Origin of the sequence: Sphingomonas glaciei (assembly GCF_023380025.1) — a bacterium.
In the GTDB taxonomy this organism is placed as follows: Bacteria; Pseudomonadota; Alphaproteobacteria; order Sphingomonadales; family Sphingomonadaceae; genus Sphingomicrobium; species Sphingomicrobium glaciei.
This window is the reverse complement of record NZ_CP097253.1, coordinates 1,017,092-1,037,234: the sequence shown is the minus strand read 5'-3', so window position 1 is coordinate 1,037,234 and position 20,143 is coordinate 1,017,092. Positions and strand designations below refer to the sequence as shown.

The 20,143-nt window shown below is 68.6% G+C and carries 20 protein-coding genes; 10 read left to right on the top strand and 10 right to left on the bottom strand.

Annotated features, from left to right (window positions below):
• Positions 1-244: 244 nt before the first annotated feature.
• A complete protein-coding gene (locus M1K48_RS04945; protein ID WP_249504746.1) occupies positions 245-535 on the top strand; it encodes a hypothetical protein in 291 nt (96 codons plus the stop codon).
• A 29-nt stretch (positions 536-564) separates the two neighbouring features.
• On the opposite strand, the gene M1K48_RS04940 is transcribed toward M1K48_RS04945, so the two are convergent.
• Genes M1K48_RS04940 through M1K48_RS04930 form a run of 3 tightly spaced genes read right to left on the bottom strand, consistent with a single transcriptional unit; the run spans position 565 to position 3,845 of the window.
• A complete protein-coding gene (locus M1K48_RS04940) occupies positions 565-2,421 on the bottom strand; it encodes a DUF885 domain-containing protein (protein WP_249504745.1) in 1,857 nt (618 codons plus the stop codon).
• Positions 2,418-2,867 (bottom strand): NfeD family protein, encoded by a 450-nt coding sequence (locus M1K48_RS04935; protein WP_249504744.1) that lies wholly within the window; start codon positions 2,865-2,867, stop codon positions 2,418-2,420. The genes M1K48_RS04940 and M1K48_RS04935 overlap by 4 nt, the downstream gene beginning before the upstream one ends.
• Before the next feature lie 3 nt (positions 2,868-2,870).
• The gene (locus M1K48_RS04930) at positions 2,871-3,845 is read right to left on the bottom strand and encodes an SPFH domain-containing protein (RefSeq protein ID WP_249504743.1); all 975 of its coding nucleotides are present in this window, start codon (positions 3,843-3,845) and stop codon (positions 2,871-2,873) included.
• A gap of 69 nt (positions 3,846-3,914) precedes the next feature.
• Between M1K48_RS04930 and M1K48_RS04925 the strand changes: the two genes are divergently transcribed.
• The 4 genes from M1K48_RS04925 to M1K48_RS04910 are packed head-to-tail and all read left to right on the top strand — an operon-like array spanning position 3,915 to position 7,932.
• Complete coding sequence (locus tag M1K48_RS04925) at positions 3,915-4,706, top strand: HpcH/HpaI aldolase/citrate lyase family protein (RefSeq protein ID WP_249504742.1); 792 nt, start codon at positions 3,915-3,917, stop codon at positions 4,704-4,706.
• 38 nt (positions 4,707-4,744) lie between these two features.
• The gene (gene guaB / locus M1K48_RS04920) at positions 4,745-6,223 is read left to right on the top strand and encodes an IMP dehydrogenase (RefSeq protein WP_249504741.1); all 1,479 of its coding nucleotides are present in this window, start codon (positions 4,745-4,747) and stop codon (positions 6,221-6,223) included.
• A 27-nt stretch (positions 6,224-6,250) separates the two neighbouring features.
• Entirely contained in the window at positions 6,251-7,405 is a 1,155-nt protein-coding gene (locus M1K48_RS04915; RefSeq protein WP_249504740.1) for an RsmB/NOP family class I SAM-dependent RNA methyltransferase, read from the top strand.
• Positions 7,402-7,932, top strand: coding sequence for a tetratricopeptide repeat protein (locus M1K48_RS04910; RefSeq protein ID WP_249504739.1), 531 nt, complete (start codon positions 7,402-7,404; stop codon positions 7,930-7,932). The genes M1K48_RS04915 and M1K48_RS04910 overlap by 4 nt, the downstream gene beginning before the upstream one ends.
• Here the strand turns inward: M1K48_RS04910 and rsmA are convergent.
• The 4 genes from rsmA to M1K48_RS04890 all read right to left on the bottom strand — a co-directional run bounded on the left by rsmA (position 7,919) and on the right by M1K48_RS04890 (position 13,454).
• Positions 7,919-8,740 carry a 16S rRNA (adenine(1518)-N(6)/adenine(1519)-N(6))-dimethyltransferase RsmA gene (gene rsmA, locus M1K48_RS04905; RefSeq protein ID WP_249504738.1) on the bottom strand — a complete coding sequence of 274 codons (822 nt, stop codon included), beginning with the start codon at positions 8,738-8,740 and terminating at the stop codon, positions 7,919-7,921. The genes M1K48_RS04910 and rsmA overlap by 14 nt on opposite strands.
• A gap of 1 nt (position 8,741) precedes the next feature.
• Entirely contained in the window at positions 8,742-9,743 is a 1,002-nt protein-coding gene (pdxA, locus tag M1K48_RS04900; protein ID WP_249504737.1) for a 4-hydroxythreonine-4-phosphate dehydrogenase PdxA, read from the bottom strand.
• A gap of 38 nt (positions 9,744-9,781) precedes the next feature.
• Positions 9,782-11,131: a peptidylprolyl isomerase gene (locus M1K48_RS04895; protein WP_249504736.1), complete on the bottom strand. Its 1,350-nt coding sequence runs from the start codon at positions 11,129-11,131 to the stop codon at positions 9,782-9,784.
• A 79-nt stretch (positions 11,132-11,210) separates the two neighbouring features.
• Entirely contained in the window at positions 11,211-13,454 is a 2,244-nt protein-coding gene (locus M1K48_RS04890; RefSeq protein WP_249504735.1) for an LPS-assembly protein LptD, read from the bottom strand.
• Positions 13,455-13,604: 150 nt separating this feature from the next.
• On the opposite strand from M1K48_RS04890, the gene M1K48_RS04885 reads away from it, so the two are divergent.
• The 4 genes from M1K48_RS04885 to M1K48_RS04870 all read left to right on the top strand — a co-directional run bounded on the left by M1K48_RS04885 (position 13,605) and on the right by M1K48_RS04870 (position 16,472).
• Entirely contained in the window at positions 13,605-15,080 is a 1,476-nt protein-coding gene (locus tag M1K48_RS04885; RefSeq protein ID WP_249504734.1) for a leucyl aminopeptidase, read from the top strand.
• The gene (locus tag M1K48_RS04880) at positions 15,077-15,514 is read left to right on the top strand and encodes a DNA polymerase III subunit chi (protein ID WP_249504733.1); all 438 of its coding nucleotides are present in this window, start codon (positions 15,077-15,079) and stop codon (positions 15,512-15,514) included. The genes M1K48_RS04885 and M1K48_RS04880 overlap by 4 nt, the downstream gene beginning before the upstream one ends.
• A 79-nt stretch (positions 15,515-15,593) precedes the next feature.
• Positions 15,594-16,016 (top strand): nucleoside-diphosphate kinase, encoded by a 423-nt coding sequence (ndk, locus tag M1K48_RS04875; protein ID WP_249504732.1) that lies wholly within the window; start codon positions 15,594-15,596, stop codon positions 16,014-16,016.
• A gap of 129 nt (positions 16,017-16,145) precedes the next feature.
• Positions 16,146-16,472 carry a hypothetical protein gene (locus M1K48_RS04870; RefSeq protein WP_249504731.1) on the top strand — a complete coding sequence of 109 codons (327 nt, stop codon included), beginning with the start codon at positions 16,146-16,148 and terminating at the stop codon, positions 16,470-16,472.
• On the opposite strand, the gene M1K48_RS04865 is transcribed toward M1K48_RS04870, so the two are convergent.
• Genes M1K48_RS04865 through purM form a run of 3 tightly spaced genes read right to left on the bottom strand, consistent with a single transcriptional unit; the run spans position 16,465 to position 18,780 of the window.
• Complete coding sequence (locus tag M1K48_RS04865) at positions 16,465-16,788, bottom strand: DUF1294 domain-containing protein (protein WP_406697181.1); 324 nt, start codon at positions 16,786-16,788, stop codon at positions 16,465-16,467. The two genes, M1K48_RS04870 and M1K48_RS04865, sit on opposite strands and share 8 nt — an antisense overlap.
• Complete coding sequence (gene purN, locus M1K48_RS04860; protein WP_249504730.1) at positions 16,737-17,702, bottom strand: phosphoribosylglycinamide formyltransferase; 966 nt, start codon at positions 17,700-17,702, stop codon at positions 16,737-16,739. Before purN ends, M1K48_RS04865 begins: the two co-directional genes overlap by 52 nt.
• Complete coding sequence (gene purM / locus M1K48_RS04855) at positions 17,695-18,780, bottom strand: phosphoribosylformylglycinamidine cyclo-ligase (RefSeq protein WP_249504729.1); 1,086 nt, start codon at positions 18,778-18,780, stop codon at positions 17,695-17,697. The genes purN and purM overlap by 8 nt, the downstream gene beginning before the upstream one ends.
• A gap of 63 nt (positions 18,781-18,843) precedes the next feature.
• On the opposite strand from purM, the gene M1K48_RS04850 reads away from it, so the two are divergent.
• Positions 18,844-20,142, top strand: a complete 1,299-nt coding sequence (locus M1K48_RS04850; protein ID WP_249504728.1) for a heavy-metal-associated domain-containing protein — start codon at positions 18,844-18,846, stop codon at positions 20,140-20,142.
• Position 20,143 lies beyond the last annotated feature (1 nt).

The following is a 20,143-nucleotide window of genomic DNA, read 5'->3' as shown; positions in this document are numbered from 1 at the left end:
CTAGCTTACCTAGGGCGGACAGTCGGCGAGACTGTCCGCCCTTTCTTTGTCTTTCGCGGCCAACGAACCGACAAGGTAAGTGAGCAGTTCTAAATCCTGCTCCGCAAGCGCCAAGTCGCCGGTACTCTGGTCCCCTCGATACCCACGCTTTCGCATGTTCGTCTTGGGAGAGTCCCAAATCCTTCTTGGTCGGGGTTTACTGAGGTGGTGGGGCAAATCGGCTATCGGAGCGGGCGAAGACGATATGAACAAGCAGTTCAAGGAAGCGCTGAAGGGGACCTACGTAGGCAATGATCTCGGGCAGGTGGCCGGACACGGCGGCCAGACGCCGGCGCAGCGAAAGGGATTTATCGCCCGCGCTTTCGAGTTGGTGGTCGAATCGGATGCCTCCTATTTCGAACGCCGGGCCGCCGAGGAACGTGCAATGGCACGCGCAGGCACCAGTGAGGTGACCCGTGCGCTCCATGAGGAGCTGGCAAGCCGCTACGCCGTCCTCGCCGTCGCCATCCGGGAAGCGGAAGCGCAGATCGGCTAAGGGGCGCTCGTTTGGGCGCTAGCGCATCGTCACACGCGGCCACCGTTGCCCCGGATATACTCGCCGACGTTGAGCGCCAGCACGTCCATCGGGACGTTGCCGCCGAGCAGCACCGCATCGTTGAACAGGCGGATGTCGTAGCGATCACCAAGCGCGGTGCGAGCCCGGTCGCGCTGGCGGTTGATGGCGGTGTGGCCGATCTTGTAGCCGCAGGCCTGGCCCGGCCAGCTGCAATAACGATCGACTTCGGAGCGCGCCTCCGCTTCCTTGGTGCCGTTCTCGTCCATGAAGAAGCGCACTGCTTGCTCGCGGCTCCAGCCCTTGGCGTGGAGGCCGGTGTCGATCACCAGTCGGCAGGCGCGGAAGGCGATGCCCTGGAGGTAGCCGAGGCGGCCGGCGGGAAAGTCATCGTACAGCCCGAATTCGTCCGCCAGCTGCTGCGCGTAGAGCGCCCAGCCTTCGGAATAAGCGTTGAAGGCGAGCATGGTGCGGATCAGCGGCAACTTGTTGGCATATTCGCCCTGCCAGACGTGACCCGGGATCGACTCATGATGCGTTAGGTCGGGCAGGTCGAACTTGTTATGCAGGCTGGTCTCGCGCAGGTTGATCCAGAACTTGCCGGGGATCGACCCGTCGATCGAGCCCGCGCCGCCATAGGCACCGGGCGCGCCGGGCTCCTCCTCGGGCGGCAAGCGGCGCACCTCGAGATTGCCGCGGACCTGTGTGTGGAACATCTGCGGCAGCTTGGCCCGGACCAGCCGCAGCCGCTCCTGAATGAAGGCGAGGATCTCGGCCCGGCCCTCGTCGCCTTCGGAGAAGCGATAGCGCGGATCGCGCCCGAGCGCCTGCATCCGGCTGCCGACCGACCCTTGGGTGTAGCCGAGGCTCTTGAGGATCGGGTCCATCCGGCCCTGCAGTTCACGCAGTTCGGACAGACCGATCTGGTGGATTTCGTCGGGCGAAAGGGGCGTGGTGGTCGAAGCCTTGAGCGCCCAGCGATAATAATCGGCGCCGCCGGGGCGGGCGGCCATGCCGGGCGCGGCGCTGGCGACTGTGCGCTGGCGCTCGAGCTCGGCGATCTGGCGTTCGAGAGCGGCGGCATAGGGGCCGGTGGTAATGGCGCGGGCGCGGCGCTCCCAATCGCCGGCGATGTTCTTGTCGCGGGTGCGGCGAACGATCGATTCGACCATCGTCCCGCCGCTCTTCGCGCCGGCCAGCGACTGGCGCATCTGCGGGAGCGCCTTGTCGATCAGGAAGGAAGGCGGGACCAGGCCCTTCTCGCGCGCGGCGATGATCCGGGCCGTCTCGCCGTCGAGCTGGGCGGGGGCGGCCGAGAGGCGAGCCACATAGGCTTCGGCGTCAGCCGCGGTTTCGATCTGGTGGTCGCTGTCGAGGAAGCGGGGCAGGTCGAGATAGGCGCCGACATTCTGGATGACGACATAAGGGCTGTTGCGCCAGCCGCCGACGGCGACGTCGCCATAAGGCTGGGCGAAGCCCTGCGAGGCGGAATTGTAGGCGCTGCGGATCACCTCGATGCTGGTCCGGCTCGACGGGGTCAGGCCCGACAGGTCCACCGCATTCACGCGCGCAAGGTCGGAGCGGACCACTGCCGCAACGCGTGCCTGTCCCGCCATCGAGCGATCCGACAGGCGCGAGCGGAGCGCGGCATTGGCGCCCTTGTCGATGCCCAGCGAGGTCGCGCTTTCCGGCGACAAGGCGAGGAGGTTGGCGGCGACGGAATCGAGCAGCGCCGTCGCCTGCGCTTCGTTGATCTTCGGTCCGGACCCGGCGCTGGCGATGCCGCCGGGCGCGTTCACGGTGCAGGCGGTGAGGGCGGTGGTGGACGCGGCGGCGACGAGGGCCTCGCGGCGGGTAAGGGATGTCATGCCGGCAGCTTAGGCGCGGCCTCCACGATCAGGCAATTGCCTTCTACACCAATGATCTGGACCCGGTCGCCCGGCTGGGCGGAGGCGCCGCGCGCGCTCCATTCGCTGTCGCCGAGGCGGACCCGGCCGCCATCGCCGTCTATCGCGCTGACCGCCACCGCGCCGCGGCCGATCAGCTGCGCCGAACGGTCGTTGAGATGGCGAGACGAGGCGGGAACCGGGCGGTTCGCGTAGACCTTGCGGCCAAGATAGACGGCGAGCGCGGTGTAGATGGCGAAAAGGGCCAGCGCGGGGGCGAGGCCAAAGTCAAACAGGAGTACGAATACCCCGGTGACCATCGCCGCGACGCCGATGAACAGCAGGAAGAAGCCGGGCGCGAGGACTTCGGCGATCAGCAGCAGGACGCCGCCGATCAGCCACCACCAGCCATGGTCGATGCCGTTCATCGCTCAACCGCCGACGCGCGGGACGCCGGGATTGCCGGGAGCCCGGCGGGTGAGGTCGAGCGGCGGTTCGTCCTTGCCGAACGCGGCCTTGGCGATCTCGCCGATCCCACCCAGGCTGCCGATCAGCTGGGTCGCCTCGACCGGCATTAGGATAGTCTTGGCGTTGGGCGAGTCCGCGAACTTGCCGAGCGCTTCGACATATTTCTGGGCGATGAAATAGTTGATCGCCTGCGCGTCGCCGCCGGCGATGGCGTCGCTGACCGACTTGGTGGCGGAGGCTTCGGCTTGGGCGGCGCGTTCGCGCGCCTCGGCTTCGCGGAATGCGGCTTCCTTGAGGCCCTCGGCTTGGAGGATCTTGGCCTGCTTCTCGCCCTCGGCGCGGAGGATTTCCGACGCACGCATGCCTTCGGATTCGAGGATAGCGGCGCGCTTTTCGCGCTCGGCCTTCATCTGGCGGGTCATGGCGTTGACGATGTCGGCTGGCGGGCGGATGTCCTTCAGTTCGACGCGGGTGATCTTGACCCCCCAGCTTTCGGTGGCGTGATCGACCACCTGCAGCAGGCGGACGTTGATCTCGTCACGCTTGGACAGGGTCTCGTCGAGGTCCATCGAGCCCATGACGGTGCGCAGGTTGGTGGTCGAGAGCGCCATGATCGCGGTGTAGAGGTCCGACACCTCGTAGGCGGCCTTTGCCGGGTCGAGCACCTGGAAGAAGACCACCCCGTCGACCGCCACCATGGCATTGTCCTTGGTGATGATCTCCTGCCCGGGGATGTCGAGCACCTGCTCCATCATGTTGATCTTGCGCCCGACGCGGTAGAAGAAGGCGGGGACGAAGTTGAAGCCGGGGTCGGCGACGCGCACGAAGCGGCCGAAATGCTCGATCGTGTAGCGGTGGCCCTGGTGGACGATCTTGATGCTGGACATGACGAACAGCAGCACCAGCAGGGCAACGAAGAGCAGGAACGTTTCGAGCATGCTTATCCCCCGGAGTTCTTGCTCTCATCATGCGCGAGTTGAGGCCCCAAGCGAAGCGAAATCGGGCCGGTGCTGAACCTGTTCGGACGCCCCGCGGTGCTGTTCCTGCCGGCCAGCCGGGCGGGGGCGATCCGGCGCGCCCGGGGGAGCGTTGCGGATGTGATCTTCCTCGACCTAGAGGATGCGGTGGCGCCAGAACTGAAGGACGAAGCGCGGGCGGCGGCGGTAGCGGCGGTGACCGATCCGTTTGGGGTGCCCGCGGCGATCCGGGTCAACGGCGCGGCGAGCGAGTGGTTCGACGCCGATTGCGCGGCGGTGCGGGACAGCCGCGCCGACCTCGTCATCGTGCCGCGGGTGGAGAGTGTTGAGGTGATCCGCGAGGTAGCGGAGCGGACCGGCAAGCCGGTCGCGGCGATGATCGAGACGCCGCTGGGCGTGCGGCGCTGCTGGGAGGTCGCGGAAGTAGCCGCGGCGCTGATCGCGGGTACGAACGACCTGGCCGCGACCTTGCGCCTGCCGTCCGGGGCGGGACGCGAGCCGCTGCAGACAGCGCTGCAGACGTTCGTGCTGGCGGCGCGGGCGGCGGGCGTTCCGTGTTTCGACGGGGTGTTCAACAAGCTGGACGATGCGGACGGGTTCGCGGCGGAAGCGGCGGAGGGGCGGGCGTTCGGGTTCGACGGCAAGACCCTGATCCACCCCGACCAGATCGCGACTTGCAAGCAGGCGTTCGCGCCGACCGAGGCTGAACTTGCGCGAGCCGCGCGACTGGTCGCGGCCGCGGGCGGCGGGGCGCAGCGGTTCGAGGGCGAGATGATCGAACGGATGCATGTCGAGGCGGCGGAGCGGCTGCTGGCCCGCTAGCCCCTTGCCGAATCGCGTCTCAGCGGCCAAGTGCGCGCATGGCCGACTTCCCCCACAGCAACGACATTCCGCTGGGTCTCACCTTCGACGACGTCCTGCTCCAGCCACTGGCATCGAGCGTCCTCCCGTCCGAGGCCGACACCCGCACCTTCCTCACTCGCGGCATCGAGCTTCGCATTCCATTGTCCTCTTCGGCGATGGACACGGTGACCGAGGCCGACATGGCGATCGCCATGGCGCAATTGGGCGGGATCGGGGTGCTGCATCGCAACCTCACCACCCAGCAACAGGCCGACGCCGTGCGCAGCGTCAAGCGCTTCGAGAGCGGGATGGTGGTAAATCCCTTCACCCTCCAGCCCGAGCAGACGCTGGCCGAGGCGCTGGAGCTGATGAAGCGGCACAAGATTAGCGGCGTTCCGGTGGTAGAGCGTTCGGGGCGGCTGTGCGGCATCCTCACCAACCGCGACGTGCGGTTTGCCGAAAACCCCAATCAGCCGGTGTCCGAGCTGATGACCCACGAGAATTTGGCGACAGTCGCTCCGGGAACGAGCCGACAGGAAGCGCAGCGATTGCTGCACCAGCGGCGGATCGAGAAGTTGATCGTCACCGACGAGGACGGGCGCTGCGTCGGGCTGATCACCGTCAAGGATATCGAGAAAGCGGTGGCCTCGCCCAATGCGACTAAGGACGGCGAGGGGCGGCTGCGGGTGGCGGCGGCGTCGACCGTCGGTGATTCGGGCTGGGAGCGCTCGTCGGCGCTGATCGAGGCTGGGGTCGACTGCATCGTCATCGACACTGCGCACGGCCACAACATCGACGTCGCCCGCGCGGTCGAGCGGGTGAAGTCGGCGTCCAACAGCGTGCAGGTGATCGCCGGCAACGTCGCGACCGCCGATGCCGCCAAAGCGCTGGTCGATGCCGGGGCGGATGCGATCAAGGTCGGGATCGGGCCGGGATCGATATGCACCACGCGGATCGTCGCAGGCGTCGGCGTGCCTCAGCTGAGCGCGATCATGGCGGCTGCTTCGGCGGCGCGCGGAAGCGGCGTCCCCGTGATCGCCGACGGCGGGATCCGCACCTCGGGCGACCTCGCAAAGGCGCTGGCCGCGGGCGCGTCGAGCGCGATGGTCGGATCGCTGCTGGCCGGGACCGACGAGACGCCGGGCGAGCAGTTCCTCTATCACGGCCGCGCGTACAAGTCGTACCGCGGGATGGGATCACTGGGCGCGATGAGCCGGGGATCGGCCGACCGCTATTTCCAGCAGGACATCAAGGACACGATGAAGCTGGTCCCCGAGGGTATCGAGGGACAGGTGCCCTACAAGGGTCCGGTGCGCGACGTGGTCCACCAGCTGGTCGGCGGCGTGAAGGCGGCGATGGGCTATACCGGATCGCGCACCATTGCCGAGATGCAGGAGCGCGCGCGCTTCATCCGGATCACCGGCGCAGGCCTCAGCGAAAGCCACGTCCATGACGTGGCGATCACGCGGGAAGCGCCCAATTATCCGACGCGCTGAGATGAGCGGCTCGACGAGGTCAGGCACGTGACCCCCTCGGCGCGGGCCCAGGCGGCAGTCGAGATCCTCGACGAGGTGATCGCTTCGGCGCGGAACGACGGCCCGCCGGCCGACGCGCTGGTGTCGGCCTATTTCAAGACGCGGCGTTATGCCGGGTCGAAGGACCGGCGGGCGGTGCGTGAGCTGGTTTTTCGCGCGGTGCGTCATTCGGCCGAGCTGCCGGTCAGCGGCCGCGCGGCGCTATTGCCGGTCGCGCCCGAGCTGTTCGACGGGGTAGGTCATGGCCCGGCCGCGGCCAGCGACGACGAACCGCGGGCGGACGCGGGCGTGGTGCCCGGATGGCTGCAGCCCTTGCTGTCGCCGTTGGTCGACAGCGGCGAGTGGGCAGCGCTGATCGAGCGCGCGCCGGTCGACCTGCGCGCCAATCTTGCCCGCACCAGCCGCGACGAGATGGCGGCGCATTTTGCCGCTTCGCCGACACCGCTTAGCCCGTGGGGATTGCGGCTGGCGCCGGACAGCGCGGTCAGCGCCGACGAGGCATTCGCTGACGGGTTGGTCGAGGTGCAGGACGAGGGCAGCCAGCTCATCGCCCTGGCCTGCGACCCGGCTAAGCAGGCGCTGATGGTCGACCTGTGCGCGGGCGCGGGCGGCAAGTCGCTGGCGCTGGCTGCGGCCAACCCCGAAGCGCGGATCGTCGCCTGCGACACCAGCCGGGCGCGATTGCAGAAGCTTCAGCCGCGCGCCGAGCGGGCTGGGGCCGCGATCGAAAGCCGCCTGCTCGACCAACCACGCGAGGAGGAGGGACTTGCCGACCTTAATGGGCTCGCTAACCTGGTGCTGGTCGATGCGCCCTGTTCGGGATCGGGTACTTGGCGGCGCAATCCCGAGGGGCGCTGGCGGCTGACGCCCGAGCGGCTCGACCGGCTGGAAGCGCTGCAGGAACGGGTGCTCGACCTTGCCGCGCCGCTGGTCCGGCCGGGGGGCAGCCTGGTCTATGCGGTCTGCTCGCTTCTGACCCGCGAGGGGGGCGCGCAGGCCGAGGCTTTCCTCAGCCGCCATTCAGGGTTTGTGGCCGAGGATATTCCGGTGAACGTCGGGCGTTTGGACGTTGTTGGCCCGCTTCTCACGCCGGGACATGACGGGACCGACGGCTTTTTCATTGCGCGGTTCCGTGCCACATGAGCGGAAACCCCGCCTGGGAGACGATGATGCGTTTGCTTCCGATTGTTGTTGCCCTTGGGGTCGTTGGAGCGACAGTCGCCAGTTCGGGCGGAACCCAGGTGCCCGATGCGCAGATCAGCCCCCAGTCGCTGCAGTGGCAGAAGGCCGGTGAGACTGCGCTTGCGGCGGGGCAGTTCCAGGCGGCTGACGATGCGCTGGAAGCGGCGCTGATCGTTGATCCCCGCAACCGCGGCGCGTTCGTGGCGCTAGCGCGGGTGGCGCAGCGGCAAAAGCTTTATGGCCAGGCGATCCGCTTCACCAACAAGGCGCTGGCGCTCGAGCCCAACGACCCGGTCGCGCTGGGCGTGCAGGGCGAGGCGATGGTCGAGCTTGGCGCGGTGGCCCGGGCGCAGCAGAACCTCGCCAAGATCAAGACTTTGTGCGGGTCCAATCCTTGCGCCCCGGCGACCAGCCTGTCGGCGCTGATCCAGCGCGGGCCGGCCATGGCCAAGGCCGAGGCTCCGGCGGCAGCTCCTAAGAAGAACTGAGCGCGCGAGCGAGGGCGACCCACTCGTCCACGCTGACCGTTTCCGCCCGGCGCTCGACAGCGATGCCGAGGGCGGGCAACGCGTCGAGCGCGCCTTCCACCGACTTCAAACTTTGCCGGAGCATCTTGCGGCGCTGGCCGAAGGCGGCGGCGGTGAGGCGTTCGAGCACGGCGTGCGCGACGCCTTCGGGTTCGGCTGCCGGCACGATGTGGACCACCGCCGAGGTGACCCGGGGCGGGGGCACGAAGGCCGAGCGATGGACCGGGAATTCGATCCGCGGCGTGGCGCGCCACTGAGCCGCGACCGCCAGCCGACCGTAGGCGTCGTCACCCGGGCTGGCGACGATCCGCTCGGCGACTTCCTTCTGAAACATCAAGGTCAGGCTCGACCACCACGGCTGCCAATCGGCTGCGAGCCAGCGCAGCAGCAGAGCGGTGCCGACATTGTAGGGGAGGTTGGAGACGACGTGGGCGCCGCGGCCGACCAGCGGCTCCTCGGCGATCTTGAGGGCGTCGTCCTCGATCAGGGTCAGGTTACCGGGGAACAGTTCGGCGAGTTCGGCGAGGGCTGGCAAGCAGCGCCGGTCGCGCTCGACCGCGGTGACCCGGGCGCCGGCGTCGAGCAACGCGCCGGTCAGGCCTCCTGGGCCGGGGCCGACTTCGTAGACCGACTGGCCATGAAGGTCGCCGGGAATGGCGGCGATGCGGGCCAGCAACTGGCGGTCGAGCAGGAAGTTCTGGCCGAGCGCCTTGGAGGCGGACAGCCCGTGGCGGGCGATGACCTCGCGCAGGGGCGGGAGCGCTGCCACCTCAGACGTGGGCGAGGCGATGCTGGGCGCAGGTCGCGGCCATGCGGATTGCCGCCGCCATCGCCCGCGGATCGGCGCGGTCTTGCCCGGCGATGTCGAAGGCGGTGCCGTGGTCGGGCGCGGTGCGGATGATCGGCAAGCCGAGCGTGAGATTGACGCCCTCCTCGAAGTGCAGCGCCTTGAGGGGGATCAGCGCCTGGTCGTGATACATGCAGAGCGCCGCGTCGTAGCGGGCGCGGGCGGAGGCGTGGAACATGGTATCGGCGGGATGTGGCCCGGTGACGTCCCAGCCCTCGGCGCGCAGGGTGGCGATGGCGGGCTCGATCAGCTCGATTTCCTCGCGGCCGAGCGCGCCATTTTCACCGGCGTGGGGGTTGAAGCCGGCCACTGCCAGGCGCGGACTGGCGATGCCGAAGCTGCGCTGGAGACCGCGCAGGGTGACCCGGCCGCGCGCCTCGATCAGCGCGGTGGTGAGGACGCCGGGCACGTCGCGCAGGGGCAGGTGGGTGGTGACCGGAACCGTCCGCAGCGTCGGGCCGGCGAGCATCATCGCGACGTTGGAGGGCGACACGCCGCAGCGTTCGGCGACGAACTCGGTCTGCCCGGGGTGGCTGAAGCCGATCGAATAGAGCTGGTGCTTGGCGACCGGCCCGGTGATAACGCCCGCGCAGGAGCCCGAGCGGGCGAGGCCGACGGCGAGCTCGAGGCTGTCGAGGCTGCAGTGGGCGCCGGCGTTGTTGGGCTGGCCGGGACTGCTGGCGGAAGCGGCGGGAACCGCGAGCAGGGGCAAGCCGTGGTCGAAGGCGGCGCGCGCCTCTGCGGGATCGGAGACGACCGCGATCGGCCCGTCCCACACTTCCGACAGGCTGCGGGGATCGCCGACCGCGACGAACGGCGGCAGGTCCAGCGCCTGGCGGCCGTCCCAGGCCTTGGCGACCACTTCCGGGCCGATGCCCGCCGGGTCCCCGAGCGAAACGGCAAGCAGGGGAGGGTGCGGACTCATCGCCCGGCCCCTAACGCCCGCGCCGCGTCATGACCACCTCAGCGATAGTCGATGACGGCGTCACGGCGAAGGTCGCGCAGGTAGCGGCGGGCGCGCTGGTTGACTCGCTCTTCCTGCAGCTGGGCAAACACCGCGTCGCGATTTGGGGCGTTGGCGCTCGACTCCTCGTCGCGACCGCAGATCACCAGCACCCGGACGCCGTCGGCGATGCTGCCGAACGGGCGGGTCGACTGGCCGACCTGCATCGGAAGCATCATCTCCTGCAGTGCGGGCGGAAGGTCGCGCAGCTTGACCGCATCGGACTGGACCACTTCGCCCTTGAATTCGGCGGCGAGCTTGTCGGCACCGCCGCACCCGCCGACGTTCTGGGTGGAAGCGGCGAAGCGCTGGAGGGTCGGCTCGGCCGCCGCGGCGCTGGTGCCGGCCGGGAAGGCGATCGAGACCTGCTTCAACGACAGGACGGCGTTGCGCGGATCGGCGGTCAGCACCTTGCGAGTGTCCTGCACGGCGATGATCGACACCCCGCCCGGGACCGGGATCGGCTGGCTGAGCTGCCCGGGCTGCATCTGCAACAGGGTCTGTGCAATCGGTTCGGGAAGCTGTTCGGGACGGACCCAGCCGAGGTCGCCCCCGACCGGCGCGACCGAGGACTGGCCGTACTGGCGGGCGTAACCGGCGAAGCTCGCACCCTGGCGCAGCGCTGCGACGATCTGCTGCGCCTGCTGGGCGACCTGGGCCTGGTTGGCCGGCGTCGTCTGAAGGTAGATTTCGCCGACGCGATATTCCTGCGTACCCTTGGACGCGTTCAGGCGGTCGATCACGGCGGTGACCTCGTCGTCGCCGACACTGATCTGGCTTTCGATCTTCTGGCGCTGGAGACGCTGCCAGGCGATCTCGCCCTCGATCTGGCGGCGGATCGAGCCGATCGAGCTGCCATTTTCCTTGAGGTAGGGGACGAGTTCGGCGGGCTTGCGCTTCACGCCTTCGGCAACGCGGGCGACTGTGCGGTCGATGTCGGCGGCGCTGACCTTGATCCCGGCGGCATCGGCGGCCTGGATCTGGAGCGTCTCGTCGATCAGGTTGCGGAGGACCTGGACGCGCAGCCGCTCTTCCTCATCGGCCGGGATCGGCTGGCTGTTGGCGAGCGCCAGCAGGGCGAGGCGATGGTCGATGTCGGTCTGGGTGATGACCTGGCCGTTGACGATCGCGCTGGCCTTGACCACGGCCGGGATCGGACGCCCGTAGACATTGACTACCTGCGGCAGGTTGAGCGCGGCGGTGCTGTTGCGCGGAGCGGGCTGGCTGCCCTGCGGGGCGACCTGCGCAGCGGCGACCCCCGCGAGCGAGGCCATCAGGGCAGTCGTGAAAAGCGTCTTGGCCTTTGCCATGAGGAGCCTTGTATCCCTTGTTATTTCAAGCAGTTCACGCAGCCTTGCCAAGGCGGCGCTGAACCGGCGATGAGCGCATTTAGCGGCTCAGGCCCTTCAAGGACAGGCGGAAACTGAAGGTGCTGCCCTCGGCCCGGTCGCCGAGCCGTTCATAGTCGCGCCGCCAGCTGATCCCGAACGACAGGCAATCGTCCTCGTAATCGAGGCTGAGGCGGTGGCGCACGGCGTTGACGCCGTCGGCGATGGTGAGCGGATCCTCGTCGGTGTTGGTGAGGTCGAGCACGGTGGCGCCGAATACCGACCAGAAGCGATGGAATTTCCAGCGGCCGGCAAGCCGCAATTCTTCCTTGTCGCGAAGATCCTCGACCGCCTGATCGACGTTGCGGTTGAGGCGCAGGTAATCGATCCGCGCATAGGTTTCGGTGGTGCCGACGGTAAGGTCGACCTCGTTGCGGCGAACCGCGAAATTGTCCTTGTCGAGCCGGAAGCGGTGGGTGAGGTCGACGAAGCGGCCGACCTTGACCCGGGTGCGCCCGACGAAATCGGACCAGCGATCGGTCAGCCCGGTGCCGTTGGGGAAGATCTGCACGTCGCGGTTAAGGCGGTAGGATTGGCCGATGTTGCTGGTCACCGCCCAGCCTGGACGGTCGAGGCTCCAGTCCAGCCCGTAGGTGATGCGGCTGCCGTCCTCCCACCGGTCGTAGCCGGGGAAGCGGTTGAGCGCGAACAGGTTGCTGTCCTCGAGGTCGACCGAGCGGCTGTCCTCGTTGGGCAGGCTGATGTTCGCGGTCGGCGGAGTAACCACCAACTGGGCGCGCGGAGTCAGGCGCTGGATCCCGCCGAGGAGTTCGCCGGTCAGCGGCCAGCGGATCTCGGCGGCGGCGGCGGCGATCCCGCGTCCGCGCCAGCCCTCCTTCCCGCGATAGATGGCGGCGGTGGTCAGCTCATTCTGATCGCTGTGGTAGATGTCGCCGCGGGCGTAGCCGGTGAGCAGGATCTCCTGGCCGAGCGTGGTCAGCCGGCGCAGGTCCCAGCGGGCGCCGGCAAAGGCGCGCTGGCTGTCCTGCCCTTCGCGGCGGAATACCGCGAGGCTGTTGGCCTGAAGCTCGACCCGCCCGCCCAGCACCGGGTCGGTCAAGCGAAGGCGGGCATCGATCGCGGGCAGCGCGAAGGGGATGGTGCGCTGGATGTCGTTCTGGCGGACGCCCTGGAATGCCCAGCCGGCGATGCTGACGTAGCTGTCGAGGTCGATCCGCTCGAGGTCGAGGAAGTTGCGATACCGGTCGTCGCGGTTGACGTCGTAGAAGCGGGCGACGTCCTTGTCGGTGGCGGCGCGAAGCTGGCCGGTCAGGCTCCAGACCGGGTCGAACTGGAGTTTGCCATTGCCTTCGAAATAGGCGCGCAGGCCGCGATTGGTGCGGCTGTCGTCATAGCTCGACCGGTCGCCGTAGGTGACGAACGCGCCGAGTGAGAAAGCGCCAAGGCTGTTCAGTTCGCGATAGCGGCCCTCGATCGCGGGCACGACCGAAGTATAGAGGTGAGGGGTGACGGTAAGATCGCGGTTGGGCCCGAACCGCATGTGGTAGGGCAGCGACAGTTCGGCGCCGAGCCGGCGGCTGTAGCGCAGTTCGGGGAGCAGGAAGCCCGAATAGCCATCGCCTCCGCTGCTGGTGCCGAGGCTGAAAACCGGGAGCAGGGGAAGGGTGATCCCGAACAGTTCGAACCGGCCACGTTCGAAGCGGATACGTTCGGCTTTCTGGTCGTAGCGGACGCGGGCGGCGAGGATTCGCCAGCTGGGACGGCGCGGGCAGCCGGTTTCGCTTTCGACCCGGCACGGGCTGTAGACCGCGTTGGTGAGGGTGGTGACGTCCCCGGTGCGGGTAGCGCGGTCGGCGGCAAGACGGCCCCCGCTTTCGAGGACGACCAGCAGATTCTCGACCGTGGCATCGCGCAGCGCGTCGTCGAGCACGATCCGCTCGGAGATCAGGCGGTCGCCCTGCGGCTGCACCACCACCACGTTGCCCGAAGCGACCACTTCGCCGGTGCGGCGGTCCCAGCGGACCTGGTCGGCAGCGACGAAAGTGCCCTGACGATTGACCCGGACCTGGCCGGCGGCGGTGACGACCTCATTGTCATTGTCATATTCGACACGGTCGGCGGTGAAGGCGATCTCTTCCTCGGCCGCGGCGAGGGGCTGGGTCTCGGCGGGAAGCGGCTGGGCTTCGGCGGCGGGAGGCGCGATGTCGCCCTGCTGCGCAGCGGCCGGCGCACTGAGTGCGAGGACCAGCGGAAGCGCCGTCCAGGCCGTGACGCCGTATCGCACCCTTTATGTCCGCCTTGATCCGCCAGTGAGCCTTGAAGAGGCAGCCTATTGCAGCCTTCGTTACGCGGGGCAACGGGCTTGGCAGCGCAGGGGACGCGGGCCTAAGGACGCGGCCAGCCCTTTCCCCCACCATTGCAGGTGACACTCCCCATGCAGATCCGCTTCGCCGACGTCCTTCCTTCCGGCAGCTTTGCCCTGGTCCTTCCGGTGGCCGGCGCCGAACGCGGCAACCTTGCCTCGCTTAGTGACAATCGGGCGGCGGTCGAGGCGGCGGCGCGCGGGCAGCGCTTCGAAGGCGAAGCGGGCGCGGCGGCGGAAAGCTGGATCGGCGGCAATGGCGAGGCGCAGGTGCGCCGGCTGGTGCTGATCGGAACCGGCAGCGGCAGCGATGGCGCCGCGGCCGAGAAATTGGGCGGGGCGGCGGTCGGCCGGCTTCTGACGTCGGGCGAGAAGAGTTTGGCGATCGACCTAACGGGGACGAAGTTCGACTCCGATGCCGCCGCCCGGCTGGCGCTTGGTGCGGCATCGCGGGCATGGCGTTACGACCGCTACCGGACCAAGCTCAAGGACAAGCAGAAGCCGAGCGTCGAGGAAGTGGTGATCGTCGGCGCTCCGGCCGGAAGCGAGCAGCGCTGGACCGAGCGCTACGAGGGCGTGCTGGCGGGGATCAAGCTGACCCGCGAGCTGGTCACCGAGCCGGCCAACATCATCTATGCCGAGACTTTCGTCGAGCGCGTGCAGAAGGCCGCTGAGGGCACCGGGCTGGAGATCGAAGCGCTGAACCAGGCCGAGATGGAAAAGCTCGGCATGGGTTCGCTGCTGTGCGTCAACCAGGGCACGATCCGCGAACCGCGGCTGCTGGTGATGCGCTGGAACGGCGGCGGCCACGCGACCGACAAGCCGCTGGCGCTGATCGGCAAGGGCGTGACTTTCGACACCGGCGGCATTTCGATCAAGCCGGCCGCCGGCATGGAATCGATGAAGTGGGACATGGGCGGCGCCGGAGCGGTCGCGGGCGCCATGCTCGCGCTCGCCAGCCGCAAGGCCAAGGCCAATGTCATCGGCCTGTGCGGGCTGGTCGAGAACATGCCGTCGGGCAGCGCGACCCGGCCGGGCGACGTGGTCACCTCGATGAACGGTCAGACGATCGAAGTCATCAACACCGACGCCGAGGGGCGCCTCGTGCTGGCCGACGTCATGACCTACGCCCAGCGCGAACTTGGCGCCAAGCGGCTGGTCGACCTGGCGACGCTGACCGGGGCGATGCTGATCGCGCTGGGCCACGAGCATGCCGGCGTGTTCTCCAACAACGACACACTGGCGGCCGAACTGACGGCCGCAGGCACCGAGACGGGCGAGAAATTGTGGCGCATGCCGCTGGGCGACGCCTACGACCGGCTGATCGACAGCCCGATCGCCGACATGAAGAATGTCGGGTCGCGCGAGGCGGGTTCGATCACCGCGGCGCAATTCCTCCAGCGGTTCGTCGAGGAGGGGGTCGAATGGGCCCACCTCGACATCGCCGGCACGGTGTGGAGCGACAAGCCCGGCACCACCTTCGACAAGGGCGCGACCGCGTTCGGCGTGCGCCTGCTCGATCGGTTCGTGGAGCTGACGGCGGAGTGAGGGTCGACTTCTACCAGCTGGCCGGGGCCCCGGTCGACGAAGTGGTGGCGAGCCTCGCCGCCAAGGTCGTCGAGGGCGGTGAGCGGCTGCTGGTGGTGATGAGCGACGAAGGCGCGCTGGCGCGGCTCGACCGGTTGCTGTGGGACCAGGGGGAGGCGGACTTCCTTGCCCACGGCATCGCCGGGGAGGGCGAGGACACCCGCCAGCCGATTCTGCTGTCGACCACGCCCGACCCGTCGAACGGCGCGCGCAACCTGCTGGTCGCGGACGGCGAATGGCGGGAGGCGGCGCTGACCTTCGAACGGGCGTTCCACCTATTCGACGAGGCCAATCTGCAGGAGGCTAGGCAGGCGTGGAAGCTGCTGTCGGGCCGCGAGGGGGTCGAGCGCAACTACTGGGCGCGCGAGGACGGGCGCTGGACGCGCAAGGCCTGAGTCCTTGCCTGATCCGCCCCCTCCCGCTAGGGGCGCGCGCAATCCTTTCACCACCCACCTCAACCAACGGAGCCAAACCGTGGCCGTCACGCGCACCTTCTCGATCATCAAGCCCGATGCCACCCGCCGCAACCTGACCGGCGCGGTCACCAAGATGCTGGAGGAGGCCGGCCTGCGCGTCGTCGCGTCCAAGCGCATCCACATGACCAAGGACCAGGCCGAAGGCTTTTACGGCGTTCACCGCGAGCGTCCGTTCTTCAACGACCTGGTGTCGTTCATGATCTCGGGCCCGGTGGTCGTGCAGGTGCTGGAAGGCGAAGACGCCGTGAAGCGCAACCGCGACATCATGGGCGCGACCAACCCCGCGAATGCCGACGCCGGGACCATCCGCAAGGAACTGGCCGAGTCGATCGAGGCGAACTCGGTCCACGGTTCGGACTCGGACGAGAACGCCGCGATCGAGATCGATTACTTCTTCAAGGCCGACGAGATCGTCGGCTGAGCTTAAGTAGTTGAGTTGAAAGAGGGCCCGCCGGAGCGATCCGGCGGGCCTTTTTCGTGGGCGGCGTTCTTCATCTTCGGTTCAGCGGCGAAATGACCTTTTCGACCGTGAGCGAAGAGGAGATGCAGGATGATCGGGCTGGCCTTGACGATGATGATGGCGTCGGGTCCGCTCGTCGGCAGCCTACCGCCCGAGCCGCGCGCGCTGCCTGCCTATAATCCGGCGACCAGCGCAGAACTCGGCCTGATCCGCCGCGACGTCCGCAAGGGGCGCGAGGAGGGGGCGCTGTCGAAGAAGCAGGCGCGTGAACTGCGCCGCGAATCGCGCGAGGTGGCAATGCTGGAGGAGCGTTATGCCGCTGGCGGCCTCAGCGGCGCGGAAGCCTCCGAGCTGCGCGCACGGATCGAAGTGCTGCGCGCGCTGACCCGCGGCAAGCGCCTCGGCGCCTTCAAGTAGCGGCGAGCCAGGTGAGACCGGCGGCCTGGGCGAGGGCGATCAGGGTCAGCTGGGTGGAAAAGGGCTGCTTGCGGGTCTTGTGGCGGAGCAGGTGGCGGGCGGCGAAGGCCGCCGGGGTGCCGCCGAGAAAGGCCAACGACAGGAGCTCGCTTTCCGACACCCGCCATTCGCCGCGACCGGCACGCTGCTTGTCCTGCCAGAAGCGAAAGAAGGTAAGGGCGTTGACCCCGGCCAGCCAGAGCAGGATGGCGAACGGCGGCGAAATCAGAACTCGTCCGCTGCGCGCATCAACTTGGTCAGGCGCGACGGAGCGCACGCGCCCCAGCTGCGCTGCAGCCAGGCGGCGACCTCTTCCCAGTCGGTATCGGGGCGGTTGAGCTTGAGGCCGAGCCAGCCGCTCGCGCCATAATATTTGGGCCAGTAATAGACGTCGGGGCGGGCCTCGATCAGGCCGGTCATCTCATCCGCGCCGCTGCTTTTCACCAGCAAGCCGATCGCGTCCTCACCGTGGTGGCGGTCGGCGAGGATGGCGAACAGTTTGGCCGTCTTCTCGCTACCGACTGCCCAGCCGGGGCTGCCGTGGCTGGTCTTGCGGCTGACTTCGGGAAGCGCGGCGGCGAGGGCGTCGACCTGCTGCTCGATCCAGCCGGCATCGTGGTGGCGCGAGACATAGGCCGCAAGGGTGGCTGGATAGAGTTGGTGTTCGGCGTGGCGGACGCGCGCGGCCAGCGTGTCGACGGTGTCGCCGGGTCGGATCGCCACGGGCATCTGGCCAAGGATTTCACCGGCGTCGACCTCGTCGGTGACGAGGTGCACGGTGCAGCCGCCATGGTTGTCCCCGGCGTCGAGGACCCGGCGGTGGGTGTCGAGCCCGCGGTAGTTCGGCAGCAGCGAGGGGTGGATGTTGAGGAGCCTGCCCTGCCAGTGTGACACGAAGGCGGGGGTGAGCAGGCGCATGTAGCCGGCCAGCGCCACGGCGTCGGGCTTCGCTTCGGCCAGGGCATCGTGAAGCGCTTCGTCGAACGCTTCGCGGGTCAGGCCCTTGTGGCTATGCGACCAGGTCGGGACGCCTTCGCTTTCGGCCAGCGCCAGGCCGGGGGCGTCGGGGTTGTTCGAGGCGACCAGCACGATCTCGGTTGCGGAACCGGGCAGGCGGCTAGCGTACAGCAGGGCGGCCATGTTGCTGCCCTCGCCCGAAATGACGATGGCGACGCGGGCGCGGTCAGCCATGGTTGTGAGTGGCGCTCCACGCGCCGCGAGCGCTCCAGCTTTCGTCGGGGCCGCGGACGGTGCAGCCGCGCTGGCCTTCTTCGATGCGGCCGATGCGGTGAACGGTCTCGCCGGCGGCGGCCAGGCCTTCGATGACGGCGTCGGCCTGGTCGGGCGAGACCACCACCACCATGCCGATCCCGCAGTTGAAGGTGCGGGCAAGCTCCTCGGGCTCGATCGCACCGCCGGCCTGGAGCCAGCTGAACAGGGGCGCGAGGCTCCACGAATCGGCGTCGACAATCGCGTGGCAATCGTCGGGAAGGATCCGCGGGATGTTCTCGAGCAGGCCGCCGCCGGTGATGTGGGCGAGGCCGTTGATCCTTCCGGCGCGGATTTCGGGAAGCAGGCTCTTCACGTAGATGCGGGTCGGCTCCAGCAGGATCTGCCCGAGCAGGCGGTCGGGATCGAAGCGGGCGGGGCGGTCAAGTTTCCAGCCGTTCACCTCGATCAGGCGGCGGACGAGGCTGAAGCCGTTGGAATGGACCCCGCTGCTGGCGAGTCCGAGCAGCAGGTCGCCGGGGCGGATGGACGTTCCGGTCAGCTGCTGCCCGCGCTCCACCGCGCCGACGCAGAAGCCGGCGAGGTCATAGTCGCCGGGCGCATACATGCCGGGCATTTCCGCGGTCTCGCCGCCGATCAGCGCGCAGCCGGCCTGGAGGCACCCCTGCGCGATCGAGGCGACCACCGCTTCGGCGGTGCCGGTGTCGAGCTTGCCCGTGGCGAAATAGTCGAGGAAGAACAGCGGCTCGGCGCCCTGCACGACCAGGTCGTTGACGCACATGGCGACGAGATCGATGCCGACGCCCTCGTGCCGTCCGAGATCGATCGCCAGCTTGAGCTTGGTTCCGACCCCGTCGTTGGCAGCGACCAGCAAGGGGTCGACGAAGCCCGCGGCCTTGAGGTCGAAGAAGCCGCCGAAACCGCCGAGATCGGCATCCGCGCCCGGCCGGCGGGTCGCCTTGGCGAGCGGTCCGATCGCTTTCACAAGCGCGTTGCCGGCGGCGATACTGACGCCCGCCTCTTCGTAAGTCAGCCCCATAAGCCCCGCCTAGCCGAGAAGAGCCTTGGAAATCGAGCCCCAAGCTGCTTTGAGGGCGCCGGTATGCCGCGCCTTCCCTTGCGCACTCTTGTGGTCGTGCTGCTCGCTTCGTTCGGGCTCGGCACCGCCGTCTTCGCTCAGCTGGAGAGCGGGGACCGCGGGATTCCGCCTATCGACAGCGCCAGCACGCTGGAAATCGGCGGGATCAAGGTCGACGTCGCGGCCAAGGATGCCGAAAGCGCACGGCTGGCCGGCTGGCGGCTTGCGCAGCGCCAGGGCTTCGCCGCCTTGTGGGCCAAGATGCACAGCAGGCCGCTGAGCGAAGCGCCCAAGTTGCCCGATTCGACCCTCGACGGGATCGTCAGCTCGATCGCGATCGAAGAGGAGCGCATCGCGCCCGGCCGCTACATCGCCACCCTGCAGGTGCTGTTCGACCGCTCGCGCTCGGCGCCGCTGCTGGGGGCAGAGGGGCCGGTCAGCCGCTCGGCGCCGATGCTGCTCATCCCGGTGATGGTCAGCGGCGGCACCGCGACGACGGTCGAGCTGCGCAACCCGTGGCAGCGGGCGTGGGCCGAATATCGTACCGCCAACAGTGCGATCGATTACGTCCGGATCTCGGGGCAGGGGATCGATCCGCTGCTGGCCACCGCCGCGCAGGTGCGCCGTCCGGGCCGGGCGATGTGGCGCAACCTCGTCGATTTCTACGGTGCCGCCGACGTGCTTGTCGCCACCGCCCATGTCCGGCGACTGTATCCGGGCGGGCCGTCGGTCGCGACCTTCACCGGCAGCTTCGGCGCCGATCGCAAGCTGCTGGGCAGCTTCACCCTGCGCGCCGACAGCAGCGCCGAACTGCCGCGGATGATGGCCGAGGGCGTGCAGCGGATGGACGCACTCTACACGTCGTGGCTGGCGTCGGGCGGGCTCGAGCCCGATCAGAGCCTGTTGCCGCCGCCTCCTCCGCCGGTCGAGGAGATCGAGGAAGAAGTACCCGAGGCGGCGCCGACCGAGCAGGTCATCCAGATCGCGGTCACCTCGCCTTATTCGCCGGTCGGCTGGCTGCGCTCGATCCCTGGCGTGCGTTCGGTGCAGGAGATCGGCGCGCAGGTGCTGGTCGTGCGGTTCAAGGGTTCGGCCGGTCAGCTTGCCGGTGCGCTGAATGCGCGCGGCTGGCAGACCAGCAGCGCCAGCGGGGTGTTCACCATCACCGGCTATGCCCCGCCCGCGCCGCAGCCGGCGCAGCCGCAACCCCAGCCTGCGCAACCCCAGCCTCAGACGCCGCAACCTCCACGCCCGGCGCCGCAACCGCCGCGCCCGGCGCCCGAGCCGATCACGCCCATTCCGAACAACCGGCCGGGAGAGTAAG